The organism is Ruegeria sp. BB1, assembly GCF_056539465.1.
Genome location: NZ_JBQFVB010000001.1, coordinates 921,120 through 935,960, shown reverse-complemented (window position 1 = coordinate 935,960; position 14,841 = coordinate 921,120). Strand labels below are relative to the sequence as shown.

The 14,841-nt window shown below is 59.3% G+C and carries 16 protein-coding genes; 4 read left to right on the top strand and 12 right to left on the bottom strand.

All coding sequences use genetic code 11. The annotated features are described in order from the left end of the window. Positions 1–2: 2 nt before the first annotated feature. The 11 genes from ACR0AL_RS04665 to ACR0AL_RS04615 all read right to left on the bottom strand — a co-directional run bounded on the left by ACR0AL_RS04665 (position 3) and on the right by ACR0AL_RS04615 (position 9,601). Complete coding sequence (locus ACR0AL_RS04665; protein ID WP_480662126.1) at positions 3–875, bottom strand: substrate-binding domain-containing protein; 873 nt, start codon at positions 873–875, stop codon at positions 3–5. Then, the gene (locus tag ACR0AL_RS04660) at positions 876–1,001 is read right to left on the bottom strand and encodes a hypothetical protein (RefSeq protein WP_480662124.1); all 126 of its coding nucleotides are present in this window, start codon (positions 999–1,001) and stop codon (positions 876–878) included. It abuts the gene before it with no gap. Further along, positions 998–2,275 carry a c-type cytochrome gene (locus ACR0AL_RS04655; RefSeq protein WP_480662122.1) on the bottom strand — a complete coding sequence of 426 codons (1,278 nt, stop codon included), beginning with the start codon at positions 2,273–2,275 and terminating at the stop codon, positions 998–1,000. Before ACR0AL_RS04655 ends, ACR0AL_RS04660 begins: the two co-directional genes overlap by 4 nt. After that, the gene (locus ACR0AL_RS04650) at positions 2,276–3,475 is read right to left on the bottom strand and encodes a formate dehydrogenase subunit gamma (protein ID WP_480662120.1); all 1,200 of its coding nucleotides are present in this window, start codon (positions 3,473–3,475) and stop codon (positions 2,276–2,278) included. 27 nt (positions 3,476–3,502) lie between these two features. Next, positions 3,503–3,853: a putative quinol monooxygenase gene (locus ACR0AL_RS04645; RefSeq protein ID WP_170348409.1), complete on the bottom strand. Its 351-nt coding sequence runs from the start codon at positions 3,851–3,853 to the stop codon at positions 3,503–3,505. A gap of 110 nt (positions 3,854–3,963) precedes the next feature. After that, the gene (gene fdh3B, locus ACR0AL_RS04640; RefSeq protein WP_037307340.1) at positions 3,964–4,557 is read right to left on the bottom strand and encodes a formate dehydrogenase FDH3 subunit beta; all 594 of its coding nucleotides are present in this window, start codon (positions 4,555–4,557) and stop codon (positions 3,964–3,966) included. Positions 4,558–4,569: 12 nt separating this feature from the next. After that, positions 4,570–7,464 carry a formate dehydrogenase subunit alpha gene (locus tag ACR0AL_RS04635; protein WP_170348410.1) on the bottom strand — a complete coding sequence of 965 codons (2,895 nt, stop codon included), beginning with the start codon at positions 7,462–7,464 and terminating at the stop codon, positions 4,570–4,572. A gap of 132 nt (positions 7,465–7,596) precedes the next feature. Further along, positions 7,597–7,785 (bottom strand): twin-arginine translocation signal domain-containing protein, encoded by a 189-nt coding sequence (locus ACR0AL_RS04630; RefSeq protein ID WP_170348411.1) that lies wholly within the window; start codon positions 7,783–7,785, stop codon positions 7,597–7,599. Between the two features lie 61 nt (positions 7,786–7,846). Next, positions 7,847–8,458, bottom strand: coding sequence for a TorD/DmsD family molecular chaperone (locus ACR0AL_RS04625; protein ID WP_170358029.1), 612 nt, complete (start codon positions 8,456–8,458; stop codon positions 7,847–7,849). Between the two features lie 4 nt (positions 8,459–8,462). Continuing rightward, positions 8,463–9,050 (bottom strand): DUF3306 domain-containing protein, encoded by a 588-nt coding sequence (locus ACR0AL_RS04620; RefSeq protein WP_480646389.1) that lies wholly within the window; start codon positions 9,048–9,050, stop codon positions 8,463–8,465. Then, complete coding sequence (locus tag ACR0AL_RS04615) at positions 9,047–9,601, bottom strand: DUF3305 domain-containing protein (protein ID WP_170348414.1); 555 nt, start codon at positions 9,599–9,601, stop codon at positions 9,047–9,049. Before ACR0AL_RS04615 ends, ACR0AL_RS04620 begins: the two co-directional genes overlap by 4 nt. A 221-nt stretch (positions 9,602–9,822) precedes the next feature. On the opposite strand from ACR0AL_RS04615, the gene ACR0AL_RS04610 reads away from it, so the two are divergent. After that, positions 9,823–11,775 carry a 4Fe-4S binding protein gene (locus ACR0AL_RS04610; protein WP_480662118.1) on the top strand — a complete coding sequence of 651 codons (1,953 nt, stop codon included), beginning with the start codon at positions 9,823–9,825 and terminating at the stop codon, positions 11,773–11,775. Here the strand turns inward: ACR0AL_RS04610 and ACR0AL_RS04605 are convergent. Continuing rightward, positions 11,769–12,497: a c-type cytochrome gene (locus tag ACR0AL_RS04605; protein WP_170393691.1), complete on the bottom strand. Its 729-nt coding sequence runs from the start codon at positions 12,495–12,497 to the stop codon at positions 11,769–11,771. The genes ACR0AL_RS04610 and ACR0AL_RS04605 overlap by 7 nt on opposite strands. A gap of 108 nt (positions 12,498–12,605) precedes the next feature. Between ACR0AL_RS04605 and ACR0AL_RS04600 the strand changes: the two genes are divergently transcribed. Genes ACR0AL_RS04600 through ACR0AL_RS04590 form a run of 3 tightly spaced genes read left to right on the top strand, consistent with a single transcriptional unit; the run spans position 12,606 to position 14,838 of the window. Next, positions 12,606–13,667 (top strand): Mrp/NBP35 family ATP-binding protein, encoded by a 1,062-nt coding sequence (locus ACR0AL_RS04600; protein WP_170393693.1) that lies wholly within the window; start codon positions 12,606–12,608, stop codon positions 13,665–13,667. Beyond that, entirely contained in the window at positions 13,664–14,359 is a 696-nt protein-coding gene (locus ACR0AL_RS04595) for a biotin/lipoate--protein ligase family protein (RefSeq protein WP_170532897.1), read from the top strand. Before ACR0AL_RS04600 ends, ACR0AL_RS04595 begins: the two co-directional genes overlap by 4 nt. Continuing rightward, a complete protein-coding gene (locus tag ACR0AL_RS04590; RefSeq protein WP_480646759.1) occupies positions 14,359–14,838 on the top strand; it encodes a DUF6505 family protein in 480 nt (159 codons plus the stop codon). Before ACR0AL_RS04595 ends, ACR0AL_RS04590 begins: the two co-directional genes overlap by 1 nt. The last annotated feature ends 3 nt before the right edge of the window (positions 14,839–14,841 follow it).

Genomic DNA, 14,841 nt, shown 5'->3' with positions numbered 1-14,841 from the left:
GGTCAGCCGCTTGCGCCGTTGTGGTGGATCGAGCCCAACTCGGACAAGTCATAACCACCGAATTCGGCAGCACGGTTGGCGAAACTTTCAGACTGAAAAAAGCTGAGAAGTTTCAGCATCGGGTCATCGAAATAAGCGCGGCGCCAGATGGCCAGGTCCAGCCGTTCAGTATGGGTGGGCGCGAAGCCCAGATTGTATAGGCTGGCCAGGGCACCCAACCCAAACCCGGCTTCGGCCTTGCTGTCATGCAGGGCAATGGCCAGTTCTTCTTCGGTCCGGGTGCAGGCGGGTAGGGCGTCCAGATCGTCGCGTGTCAGATCGTGGGCTTCTAGCTGTGCGTCGAACAGCCGTTGGCTGGCGGCGCTGTCCTGCCGCAGGATCACCCGCCGTCCTTTCAGATCGGCAAAGTCAGTGATACCGGTGACGCCCGGTGCCAATAGCAATCCGCGTTGCCGCTGCGCGACTTCAAACAAAACCACCGGGGCTTCACCCAGATTGGCGCGCAGGGATTGCGTATTGAACCCCTGATCCTCATGAATATGCAGTGCCGCAGCTTGCGCGCTGCGGTCCTTCAGACGGGTCAGCCCGTCGAAGGAACCGTCATAATACGTGGCCAGACCCGAACCGCTTTCGCGCAAAGCCCAATCAAGCAGCGGATCATGGCTGCCAGCAATGATCGGGGGCAGGGCAGGTTCCGCCACTTGCGGACCCGACCGGGATGCGTTCAGCCAGGCGATGACCTCGGCCCGAGGAAACAGCAGCTTGCCCATGGCGCGCACGCACGGGACTTCGCCGGATGAGGCCAGATCATAGGCCTTACGCTCGCCAATGCGCAGCAGGTCGGCCAGCTCTTTTGTGGTCAGGTATTCGGACATTCAGTCGAGGCGCACAGCCGAACCGGTTCCCGCATCGGCGGCGCTGAAGCCGACCTGTTGCAGTGCATAGGGTGCAGCGACGGTGATTGCGACCATTACGGCCACAGCGGCAAGAAAGGCTTTCATTGGTCTCCTCCGGTCTTATTCTCCGGTGCCGTTGCGCGGCGCAAAAAGGCGATCAGGTCATCGCGGTCCTGGGCCTGAGTAATCCGCTGCATCGGCATCTTCGATCCGGGTATGTAGTGGTCTGGCCCTTCGTCGAAAAGGGCATTTATCGTTTCGTCATTCCAAACGATATCAGAGTCTTGCAGCGTATCCGAGTAGAAATATCCAGCCAGCGTTCCGGCCTTGCGTCCGAAGACACCATACAAAGTCGGCCCTGCACGTCTTTGCCCATCAGGCGTCAGGCTGTGGCAGATCGAACATTTGCGGGAAAATTGCCGTTCCCCGTTGCTCATTTCTTCGGGGTTCTTCAGGAAACTGGGCTCGGTGGCTGCCATCTGTGCGCGATCGCCGAGGAATGAAACCGGCCAGCTATACATAGCTTCGTCAATGCCGCCCGCATGGATGTTCTGACCGTCCGTAGAAAAGGCCAGCGCCCAAACCGGCCCGCGAAGAGTGGCGCGGAAGTCCTGCGCGATGTGCCATTCGACTGTGTCGATCACCATGATGTAGCCCTCACCATCACCCACGGCCAAAAGGCTGCGATCCGGGCTAAGGGCCAAGGCCAGAATGGGGCGGCGATCCAGGGTAAAATCACGTTCTTCGCCGGTGGTCAGGTCCAGAATGCGGGTCACACCGTCGACCGCGCCATAGGCAATCCAGTTGTCGGCGGCGTTCAGAACCAATTCATTGATCCCGAACCCGTGTTCCACCAGTCGCCGGATTTCCTGTCCACTGGCTACATCCCAAACTCGCAGTGTTCCATCTATGCCAGCCGAGTACAGCGTTGCACCATCTGGTGAAAAAGTTACGGCGTTCACACCGCTGCCCGCCGTAAGCGTTTGTGCGGCTGATCCATCTTCGGGCCAGAGTCCAATGGTGCCGTCCCAACTGGCAGTGGCGACATGCGTTTTCGAGGCCGCGACCCCCACGATTTTGCCCTTGTGCTGGCCAACAACCTCTCCGCCCGGCCAGCGGCGCAGGGTGAAATCATCGCCTGCCGAATAGATCGCGCGCCCGTTAAACGCGACCGAGTTGACCGCAGCCTCGTGCCCTTCCAGCCATTCGGGCGTACGGTTCGACCACAAGCCAACCGAGTTGTCGAAACTTGCCGTGGCGATCCGTCCGTCCGGTGCTGTGGCGATCCCCATGATCGGCCCGCCGTGACCCTTGAGCGTAAAAAACTCGGCCATGGCGGGCAGGGGGACCAGCGCCAGGGCCAGGACCAGCCCACGCATCTATTCTGCGGGTGAGGCCGCTGCCTTACCGGCCTCTTTTTCTTGTACCTCTTCCAACCACAGCGAGTGATGCTCGCGCGCCCATTGCTCTTCGACTTCGCCGGTACCCATTGCGTCAAAGGCACCTTCCATGCCCACTGAACCCAAATAGATATGGGCGATAATGATGGCGATGAACACATAGGCGATCATCACGTGCCAAACCTGCGCGTATTGCATCTCCTCCTGTGGGGACATCTGGGTTGGCAAATTCAGGCCAAACATCTGTGGAATACCGGTGGAATTGGCGACCGAGAAGGTCTTGGCGAACATCGGCAGTTCGAACGGGAACAGCAGCGACAGCCCGGACAGGCTGATCGAAACGCCCAGCAGGATACAGGCCCAGAAGATGACCTTTTGTCCTGCGTTAAACTTCCTGGCAGGCGGATGGCTACCTTTAGTGAAAAGGCCCCCACCGGCGGCCAGCCACTTCAAGTCCACCCGGTTGGGGATGTTGTGGGCGATCCAGTTCACGGTGACGATGACCAGACCCAGCATAAATGCCCATGCGAGATTGTTGTGTAACCATTTGCAGCCTTGCGCGATGGTGGCAAACCCTTCTTTCCCAAAAAGCGGGATCAGGAAATCACGGCCATAAAGGGTCAGCAGGCCGGTCAGGCCAAGTACAAGGAAAGACCCGGCGAACAGCCAGTGCCCGAACCGCTCAAAGCTGTTAAAGCGGGTTACGGTGCGGCCGGTTTTTTCTCCGTCGATGCGGATTTTTCCGCGGATCAGGAAAAACAACACGATGATGGCCGCCATTCCGCCCAGGATATACGTTCCGTATTCGCGCAAGGGGCCTGTGCGGAAGTTCAGCCACCACATGCCACCGTCCTGGATTAGAATGCCAGCCGCAGGTCCCTTGGATGAAACTGTTGTATCGGCCGAGCCATACCGGATCGCGCGATAGACATCACTGTCTGAGGCAACGCCGCGTGTTCCTAACTGGCCCAGCAGACCTTCAGCATTGCCTTGACCGGTGTTGTCCGAGCGATAGCGATTGTCGACCTTTTCACCACGCTGGCGGGCCAGAATGTCTTCCAGTGTCGTGGCGCCGCCAGTGGTGCTGCGTTCGGATTCAGTCGGGACATCCGCACTTTCTTGAGCCAAGGCGACACTGGTGAGGAATAGGGGGATCAGCAGCATTAAGATCAGGCGCATCTGTCGAATCTCCTGTGTCGTTCGTGTCTATCGGTCAAAGCCGCTGACTTGTTTGTGAAAGACCGCTCCAACCGGCGTAAGCGCCGCGTGCAGGTCTTCTTTAGCGGGGCCGTAAACGTCCAGCTGAGTTGGTGTCAGAATTGCCAGAAAACGATCTGCGAAATTTGCCCCGAAGTTTTGCATGTGGATCATCGCATCATCAGAACTGGCGTATCGTTCAAATATGTGAACTGCCGATCCGCTGCGGTGCCATTCATAGGACTTCGCACCGCTTTCATTCAGTGTTGCATCCACCATTTCAGCCATTAGCGCATCGAATATGTCATCCTGATCTGCTTGCAGGTCAAGTTTCAGCAGCCAATAAACATCTTCGGTCATGAAATACTCCGTTCAGGTTGGTCACGCCAACTTATGCCCGGCCAAGTGGTTTGGCCGGGCTGTGACGGTCCTGTAGCTGCCACTACGGAACCGCCAATTTCGAAACGGTCTTAACCGTCTTTCTGGTCGTAGGCCGTGCCCCAACCCCAGGCGCCCGAGCCAAACCCGCGCGCCACGACGCGTTCACGGTAGATGGCCGAAACCACATCGCCATCACCGGCGAGCAGGGCCTTGGTGGAACACATCTCGGCGCAGATGGGCAGTTTGCCCTCGGCGATCCGATTGCGGCCGTATTTGGCGAACTCTGCGGTCGAGTGCGTTTCCTCGGGACCACCGGCGCAGAAGGTACATTTGTCCATCTTGCCGCGTGATCCGAAGTTTCCGGCCTGTGGATACTGCGGCGCGCCGAAGGGGCACGCATAGAAGCAATAGCCGCAACCGATGCACAGGTCCTTGGAGTGCAGGACGACGCCTTCTTCGTTCTGATAGAAGCAGTCGACCGGGCACACCGCCATGCAAGGCGCATCCGAGCAATGCATGCAGGCCACCGAGATTGAGCGTTCGCCCGGGTTGCCGTCATTGATCGTCACCACCCTGCGGCGGTTGATGCCCCATGGGACCTCGTGCTCGTTCTTGCACGCGGTGACGCAGGCGTTGCACTCGATGCAGCGTTCAGCGTCGCAGAGAAACTTTGCTCTAGCCATAAATCGTCCTCCTTACGCTGCCGAGATTTTGCAGAGAGTACATTTCGTCTCCTGCATCTGGGTCACTGAATCGTAGCCATAGGTCTGGGCGGTGTTGGAGCTTTCACCCAGCACGTAGGGATCAGCGCCAGCGGGGTATTTGTCCCGCAAGTCCTGTCCCTGGAAATGGCCGCCGAAATGGAATGGCATGAAGGCCACGCCGGCACCGACCCTGTTGGTCAGCATCGCCATCACCTTGACTTTGCCGCCCTCGGGACCTTCGACCCAGACCTGAGACCCATCACGAATACCAAGGTTGTTGGCATCTCGCGGGTTGATCTCGACGAACATGTCCTGTTGCAGTTCGGCCAGCCACGGGTTCGATCGGCTTTCCTCGCCGCCACCCTCATATTCGACCAGACGACCAGACGTCAGGATTAGCGGGTAATCCTTTGAAAAGTCGTTCTTCTGGATCGAAGCGTAAAGGGTAGGCAGGCGATAGGCCTGACGGTCTTCGTAGGTCGGATAATCCTCCACCAGATCGCGCCGGTTGGTATATAGCGGCTCGCGATGCAGTGGGATCGGATCCGGGAAGGTCCAGACGACCGCACGGGCTTTGGCGTTCCCGAAGGGCGCACAACCATGCTCGATCGCGACCCGTTGGATGCCGCCGCTAAGGTCGGTTTTCCAGTTGGTCTTCGGACCCGCAACAGCGTCGATTGCTGCGCGTTCCTCATCCGTCAGATCGCCATCCCAACCAAGATCCATCAGCATCTGCATCGTGAATTCGGGATATCCATCCTGAATTTCCGACCCAACGCTATAGACCCCTTCGGCTAGCAGGTTGTCGCCATCGCGTTCCACCCCGAAACGGGCGCGGAAGGTCAGGCCACCCTCGGCCACCGGTTTGGACATGTCATAGAGGTTTGGAGTCCCCGTATGACCCATCTCGGCCGTGCCCCAGCAGGGCCATGGCAGACCATAGTATTCGCCGTCGTTTGGTCCACCAACAGCCTGCAACGTCGTTCTGTCGAACGTGTGCTGGTTGGCCATATGGCTTTTCAGACGTTCCGGCGACTGACCGGTATAGCCGATGGTCCAGAGGCCCGAGTTGAACTCACGCGTGATGCTTTCAACATTCGGGGTTTCGGCGTCTTCCATTTCGATATTGCGGAAGAACCGGTCCGCCCAGCCGAACTTGTTGGCAAACTTGGCCATGATGACCTCGTCCGGCAAGCTTTCGAACAGCGGATCAACCACCTTGTCGCGCCACTGCAGCGAGCGGTTCGAGGCCGTGACCGAGCCACGGGTTTCGAACTGCGTACAGGCAGGCAACAGGTAAACGCCATCGGTGCGGTCATGCAGAACGGCCGAGACGGTGGGGTACGGGTCGATCACGACCAGCATATCCAGCTTCTCCATCGCCGTCTTCATTTCCGGCCCACGCGTTTGCGAGTTCGGCGCGTGACCCCACAGAACCATGGCGCGAACGTTGTTGTCCTGATCCATGTTTGCTGGGTCTTCCAGAACACCGTCGATCCAGCGAGAGACAGGGATACCGCGCTCGTTCTGAAGCGGTTTATCCTTGCCTTCCTTGTCCTTGATCGTGGCGAACTGACCAGCCAGCCATTCGGGTTCTTCACCCCAGACACGTGCCCAGTGACCCCATGCACCTGCGGACAGGCCGTAATAGCCGGGCAGGGTATGAGACAGAACACCAAGGTCCGTCGCGCCCTGCACATTGTCATGACCGCGGAAGATGTTGGTGCCACCACCCGAGGTGCCCATGTTGCCAAGTGCAAGCTGCAACACGCAGTAGGCGCGGGTGTTGTTGTTGCCGTTGGTGTGCTGGGTGCCACCCATACACCAAACGACTGTGCCGGGCCGGTTGTTGGCCATGGTGCGGGCAACGCGCTTGAGCTGCGAACCGGGCGTACCGGTGACGCGCTCGACCTCTTCCGGGTTCCACTTGGCAACCTCTTCCTGGATTTGGTCCATGCCCCAGACACGGGTGCGGATGAACTCTTTGTCCTCCCAGCCGTTGTCGAAGATGTGCCACAGGATGCCCCAGATTAGCGCAACGTCTGTGCCGGGGCGGAAGCGAACATATTCATCTGCATGGGCCGCGGTGCGCGTAAAACGCGGGTCGCAGACAATCAGCGGTGCGTTGTTCTGCTCCTTCGCGCGCAATATATGCAGCAGCGAGACAGGGTGCGCCTCAGCCGGGTTACCGCCGATGATGAAGATCGCCTTACTGTTGTGCATGTCGTTATACGAATTGGTCATGGCGCCGTAGCCCCATGTATTCGCAACACCCGCAACAGTGGTCGAGTGGCAGATACGCGCCTGATGGTCCACGTTGTTCGTGCCCCAGTAGGCGGCGAACTTGCGGAACAGATAGGCCTGTTCGTTATTGTGCTTCGCGGAACCCAGCCAATAAACACTGTCTGGCCCCGACTCTTCGCGGATGCTCATCATGCCGTCGCCGATCTCGTTGATCGCTTCTTCCCAGCTGATGCGTTTCCACTCGCCACCTTCCTTTTTCATCGGGTATTTCAGCCGGCGTTCGCCATGGGCGTGCTCGCGAACCGAGGCCCCCTTGGCGCAGTGCGCACCCAGGTTAAACGGACTGTCCCAACCGGGTTCCTGCCCGATCCAGACGCCGTCCTGCACTTCGGCGACGACTGTACAGCCGACCGAACAATGGGTGCATACGGATTTGATGTTTTCAACGGCCTGATTGGCCGCTGTCTGGGCGCTGGCTGGCGTCACGGTTCCACCCGTGGCGCTGATCGCGGCAAGGCCGCCGATCGTCAGGCCCGATCCACGCAGGAATGCGCGGCGATCGACGGTTTTCTCGCCGACCTGGGACAGGATACTTGTCCGCTGGGGGCGTCTCGCAACCCCGTTGGTCTTTTTCCTTAGCATTGTTTTCCTCCCTTGCGCGCCGTGTAAGCCACGGCTGGCTTGGTACTGCTGATGCCGACGTCAGGGCCAATCGCAACCGTCAGTCGGTTGGTGACATCGTCCGGTCGGTGAACCGGGCGCAGTCGAGGCGGCTTAGAAGCGCGCGCTGTCCAGGTAAGCGCGGGTGTGCGCTGTGTCCTGCATGCGGGTTTCGTCCGTGGGCAGCTCGGCTGCTTCGGCTTTTCCGCTTAGTGTGGCTGCGGCAACAGCAGCGGGCGCTGCGGTTCCGGCCAGTTTGAGGAAGTCGCGGCGCGAGGCGCCTTCTTCCTTGGTCTTGCTCATGGGCTTCTCCTTTCCCATTTGCGATCTAGCGCCAATTCGGGCGCTGGCGAGTTGCGGTGGTTCACACCGCCGTCATTCGGAAGGCCTCGCGTTCGATTTCCATAAACACCCGACCGGCTGTGCCGACCGAGGCATAGAGAACCGACGCTTCGGCTGCTTCCAAATCAGAATAGAAATGTGTGGCCCAGGGGCCGATATGTTTGTTCCAGAACGCCTTTTGATCCTCGACCGTGGCGGGTGCGCCAAAACGGCCAACGATCATGCCTGCCATCATTTCCATCAGCGAGGCAATGTTGTCTTCAGGCTCGAATACGTTCTGCGCTCTGGTGATCCCGCGGACGGCCATGTCATTGCGCAACTGCGCCAGAGGTTTCTCGTTCAAAAAACCGGTCAGGTAATAGCTGCCATAAGGCAGCAGCTCACCCCGGCCCAGTCCGATGAACAGCGCATTGAATTCCCGTTCCGCGGCGGCGGGTTTGGTGACTTTGGCCACACGCGCCATGGCTTGAATGGCTTGACCCAGGTCTGTGCCATCCCCGGTCAGACCCGCGACCTGATCTAGCAGCATTTGATCTGGTGGGCCTGACAGAAGCAGACCCAGAAAATTGTAGAAATCCGCGCGCAGGCGATCTTCGGCCGAGACTTCCAGATTTTGCGCATTGCCTGCGGTCATTTCGTCATCCTTCGAATTCAAATTTCATGCGGCGCGGGGCAACCTGCGGCGCTGCCTCGTCCACCTCATCGGTAAATGCCACGGCCACCTGGGCAGGAGCTGGGGATGGAACCACTTCCGGTTCCTCTTCGGCTGCCAGGGTTTCACTTTCATCCACCAAGGGTTCGATTTCGGGGGCATCCTCTTCGGCCTCTGCAGCCAATGCTTCGATGTGGCTCAGCATTCCTTTGCCAACTTGATAGGCGGTCTGGATGTTCTCGATCACACAGGCCGCGTCGGTATAGTCCTCGCCATAGTCGACAAGCCCGTCCACGTTGGCCAATACCGGGTTCAGCCGCCACAGCCGCCGCAAGGCACGGCGGCGCAACCTGTCAGGGACGGCCTTTGCCATAAACCCCGAGACATCATCCCCAGCCTGCAACTGATCGGGGTCGGGCAAGTTGAACTGTGCCAAAATCTCGGCGTCGCTCTTTTCTTCCAACTCGGCGTATTGCCTGGCGATGACCTGTTCTTCACTCGCGATGACCTCGGCCTCGGCTTCGGCCTGAACGGCAGCTTTGCGGCGTGTCCAGAAATCGCGAGCTTGGGTCATTGCAACAGCCTCCGCGGTGCGCGGTAAACGTCCGAGGTCTGCCGGATACGCGCATCCCCCTTGCCGTCCTCTACAAGGTCCGTCCGTTTCTTGTCGCGGCGGCGTTTAACGAAAACCTCATCACGGTGGTGTTCCAGCGCGAAATCCCGAACCCAGGCAATCAGCCCTTCAGTCATCGGGATTTTTTCGACAATCTCTTCGCCGGTATCTGCATAATCCTGCCCTTCGAACGGGGACGCCGTGACCAGCACCGCATCCATCGGGCGTTCGCCATCCAGCGCATCGCGAAGAACAAGGTAGATCGAAGGTTGTCCGTCGGACAGGTTGACCATGTAGGCCTCAGTTTCATCAGCCCAAAGCGTCAAGGGAAGGGTGGCGGCGTGGTACTCCACGGCTTCACCCTCGCGGCGCATCTCAAGCCAATCCGCTGGCCCGGCACCGGGTAGCACGGCAACGGCGCGCCAGTTCCATTTCGCCCAGCGGGTTACACCGGGTGTTTTGCGCACGACGACGCCGATTGGCATTTCAATCTGGCTTGCGGCCTTGGCCACTTAGTCCTCCCCGGAAGGCTCTCCCCTGCCTTCCCCTGGGTCTACTATGGTACACAAAGCAACCATGTGCCAAGTCTGAATTGCTGGGCTAATGATCTGATCACCGATTGTTTACGAACCCGAGAGGCATTGAAGACCCGGCCATGCCGAAAGATTTGCCATGGGGCATTGCCACTTTTCCAAGACACCCTAAGCTGAAACCAGGATGGGGAGGGGATGCCATGGGCACAAAACTAATACTATGCGATTGCGCCGGAACGCAGGATCTGGAGGCCGAGAAAATCGCATCCGCTTGTGGGATCGCCTGCTCAAAGGTTCATACGGCCCTGTGTACGGCTGAGTTGGAGACCGCTGCATCCCTGATGCAGGACGGGGATACGGTGATTGCCTGCGGGCAGGAGCAAGATGTGTTCCGGGACCTTGCAGACGAATTGAATATAGACATGCCGGGGTTTGTCGACTTGCGTGACCGCGCCGGTTGGTCAGAGCAGAGCAGCGATGCGACCCCCAAGATGGCCGCTTTGGCGGCTGAGGCGCTGCTGCCTCAGCCCATCACGCCCAGCGTTGACGTCTTTAGCGAAGGCACCTGTTTCATTGTCGGGGCAGGTGAGGTGAGTTTTGATCTGGCGGCCCGGCTGTCGGACACTTTGGCTGTGACGGTGCTGGTGACCGATGACGCGTCGCCGGTTTCGCGGTCATTTGACGTGGTGCGCGGCCAACTTCAGTCGCTGAACGGCGCGCTGGGCGGGTTTACGTTGCGGCTGGACGCTTTGCAACAGCTGAAACCGGGCGGTCGTGGGGCGTTTACCTGGACTGAGGCCCGCGATGGGGCGCACTCGGCCTGCGATATTATAATAGACCTGTCCGGCGGCACTGCCTTCGTTCAGGCCCCGGCCAAACGCGAAGGCTATTTGCGCGCCGATCCCAAAGACCCGCTTGCTGTGGAACGGTTGGCCTATGAGGCAGTGCAACTGGTTGGCACGTTTGAAAAGCCGCTTTACGTGCGGCTCGAAGAAACGCTGTGTGCCCATTCCCGTGCCGAGCAGGTCGCCTGTACCAACTGTCTGGATATCTGTCCGACGGGTGCGATCGTGCCGGCGAAGGAACATGTGTCCATTGACCCAATGGTCTGCGCCGGATGCGGGGAATGTGCGGCGGTGTGCCCATCGACCGCAATCACATACGAGGACCCGCCAGTTTCTGCCCTGTTGTCACGCATGCACATTCTGGCGCGGACCTATCGGCGGGCAGGGGGGACGTCGCCCCGTTTGTTGGTCCACGATGCCCACGGGGCTGAGATGATCCGGCTGGCCGCCCGGTTCGGGCGCGGCTTGCCCGCAGATGTCATCCCGCTTGAGTTAAACGTGATTTCGGGGTTCGGCCACGCCGAAATGCTGGCCGCATTGGCGCATGGGTTCGCACGTGTCGATATCCTTCTGGCCCCAACCACCGAACGCGACGCGCTGGATCGTGAATTGGTTCTGGCGCAGGCAATTGCAAGACCAGATGGATTGTCCTTGATTGATCAGGCCGACCCCGATGCGATGGCAGACCTGCTATATGCGCAGGATGTTCCGTCACCGCTGTCCGATCCGGTGCTGCCGCTGGGCAACCGCAGACAAATCGCGCGCTTGTCCGCACAGGCGTTGAATCCGCAGGCGGATACACCTTTATCATTACCCGAAAATGCTCCGTACGGGGCGGTGGCGGTGAATACGGACGCCTGTACATTGTGCCTCAGCTGCGTGTCGCTGTGCCCGTCAGGTGCGTTGGCTGACAACCCGGACAAACCGCAGCTGAACTTTCAGCAGGACGCCTGTTTGCAATGTGGCTTGTGCAAGGGCGTTTGCCCCGAGGATGCGATTACCCTTGTCCCGCAACTGGACCTGAGCGACGCAGCCTTGTCTCAGCAGGTGCTGAATGAGGAAGAACCCTTTGCCTGCGTTGAATGCGGTGCGTTGTTCGGTGTGAAATCTACGGTCGAACGGATCATGGAAAAGCTGTCTGGCACGCATCCGATGTTTGCCACCTCGGACAAGGCCCGGATGATCCAGATGTGTGACAATTGCCGAGTGAACGCGCAGTTTCAGCAATCAGACAATCCGTTCCAGTCCAATCCAAGACCCAAGGTTGTCACGACCGAGGATTATTTCTCAAAGCGAAAGGATCATTGAAGCTGTAGCGGTGCGCCCAAATCAGCGGCCTGGATGGCAGAAACAAACGCCAGAATGGCCTCCAGCTCTTCCAGCGTCATCTCGACCGGGTGAATGGGCGAGGGGCGTTCAGGGGCAAACGGCGGTGTCAGCCCGTCAATTTGTGTGAAGGCGGGATGAGGGTTTAGGGCAAAGAACGCCTCAAACCGTTCAGACCAGTCCGGCATCGATCGCAGCACCGCGAATGATGGGGTTGAGCCCAGACCGTTCATCCGGTTCTGCGGCCCAATCACATGACACCGGCCGCAATGGGTCATCGACAGTTCCGCGCCCCGGGCAGCGTCGCCTTCGATCACGGTTTCCTGCTGGGTTGCCGTTACTTCGAAACTCGCAGAGAAGGGTGCCCCTTGGTCAGGGACAAAGCTTTCGACCGTATTCTTGCCGATATCGGACAGCAGCCAGTCGCGGAACCGTTCGTGCCGGGCGTTGTCTTCGATCCGTAGATGGTACACCACTCCGCCGCGTGCAAAGACTGGATCGCCCGGCGGGGATGTTTCCAGCACCAAAATACCCCCGTCATCCGCAATAACGCGTATCCCGGTCTTGAGAGAGAAGCGAGGAAGGATATGTTGCAGCAGACCAGAGTCTGTTACTTCCGTCGGGGCGGCAAGGCCAATGGCCTCCTGCGACCAAGAGGGACTGGCAGAGAGCGTCAGGCTCAGGCACAAAAGGACAAAGCGCATGGCCCAACCTAACGGTCTGGTCCCGATTGCGTCAAATGAACTGAATGAGACGGAGACACATGCAATGAAACGCAACCTCATCGTGGGTGGAATTAAAGGGGTAATGGCATGAGTGTTCGTGACGCGGTTCTGGCAAACCTGAAAAAGATCACTGACCCTGTATCCGGGCAGGATATCGTCAGCGCCGGAGTGGTGCGCGCGCTGAATGTCGAAGGTGACACCGTTCGGTTCGTACTTGAGATTGATCCGAAACAGGCCGAGCGAATGGAGCCCGTTCGTGCCGCCGCCGAGCAGGCCGCAAAGTTGGCAGACGGTGTGGCCAATGTGTCTGCTCTGCTGACCGCGCATTCGGAAAAGGCTCCGCCAGATCTGAAACCGAAACCCAAGCCATCGCAAACCGGCCCGCAGGCCGTACCGGGGGTGGATCGAATAATCGCCATTGCCTCGGGTAAAGGCGGGGTAGGTAAGTCCACCGTTTCGGCCAACCTTGCCTGTGCGCTGGCGGCCGAGGGTCGTCGTGTCGGTCTATTGGACGCTGATGTTTATGGCCCGTCGCAGCCCCGGATGCTGGGTGTCTCGGGCCGTCCGGCCAGCCCCGACGGAAAGACAATCCTGCCGCTGCGCAATCACGGCGTTACCATGATGTCGATGGGTCTGATGACCAATGAAGGGCAAGCGGTTGTCTGGCGCGGCCCAATGCTGATGGGCGCGCTGCAACAGATGATGAGCCAGGTTCAGTGGGGCGCTTTGGACGTGCTGATCGTGGACTTGCCGCCAGGCACCGGTGACGTGCAACTGACGCTGAGCCAAAAGTTTAAGGTGGACGGTGCCATTGTTGTATCTACCCCGCAGGACGTGGCCTTGATCGATGCCCGCAAAGGGATCGACATGTTCAACCAGCTCAAGACTCCTATCGTTGGCATGATCGAAAACATGTCGACCCATATCTGCTCCAACTGCGGGCATGAGGAGCACGTGTTCGGCCACGGCGGTGTTAAATCCGAGGCCGAAGCGCTGGGTGTTCCGCTGCTGGGTGAAATCCCCCTGCATCTGGATATCCGGGTCGCTGCGGACGGGGGCGCGCCCATCGTGGTCAGCAAACCCGACAGCCCGCAGGCTGAGGCATTCCGCAAAGTCGCCCGCGATATGATCGCCAAGGGTAACGCATGAACCAACCGGTCTTTCCGCCATTGCTGACGGGCCATCCTGTGCAGGGCGGGGAAGACCCGTTCGACCGCGCCCAAGCCATGGCCTCGCTTGGCTGCGACGCGGGGACGGTGGTTTACAACATTCAGGCCGACCGCTTGCGCGTTGCCATCGTTTTTGCGCCCGAGGTGCCTTTGCAGGACGCTATGGCGATGCTGCCTTTGTGCGCCGTGGGGTTTCAGAACGCGCTGGGTGCGCTGGCTCCGCCCGAGGTTGCCGTGCATTTGGGCTGGGATGGACTGATTTGCGTGAACGGGGCGAAGTGTGGAATGTTCCGCACCGCCGCCTCAGGCCGCGATCCCGGGCAAGAACCCGATTGGCTGGTGGTCAGTTGGGAACTGGCGTTGCTGCAAACCGGGGATGATCCGGGGAAAACGCCGGATGTCACCGCACTGTATGACGAAGGGTGCGCCGATGTCTCAGCAGCACAACTGGTTGAAAGCTGGTCGCGGCATATGCTGACCTGGCTCAATCGCTGGCAAGAGGACGGCAACGCCCCTTTGCACGGCGAATGGATGGGGCTGCTGCGCGGCGTCGGAGAGCCCTACGGACAGACGGGCGTGTTTCTGGGCACCGATGAGCGGTTCGGTATGCTGATCCGTGACGGCGATGAAACACGTTTACGCCCGCTGACCGAACTATTGGAGAACCAATGATGAAACTGGCCCGTGCGATCCATTTCGATGAAAGCGACATGAACGTGTTCCATTCCCCGGCGCGGACGGGGGAATGGTGCATATCAGGCGGGTTTGAATTCTCGAACTGGGGTGAGGCCGATCTGGAAGGTAAGTCGCGGCAGGCGTTTTCAAACGGTTGGTTGGGCGTCGAAACCTTTGGGCGCGTGACATTTGTCGCCGTGACCCAGATCGAACAGGCCGAGTTGGACCAGATCGTGCAAACTCTGGCCGAGCATTTTGTGCAATTCTACGGTGCGCCTTCAGTCGAAGCGGCCTTGGGTGTGGCACAGGCCGAATTCGTCCATATGAGTGAGCTTTGCGAAGAACACGCCCCGAACACACTGTTGACGGTAGCGCGTGAGTTGTCCGACACGGGCGTACACGAAGCGTTTCGAATTATCACCCCACAAGAAACACAGCTTGAGGCGCTGGCCGTTCACGGCTCGCTTGATGAATGAAGG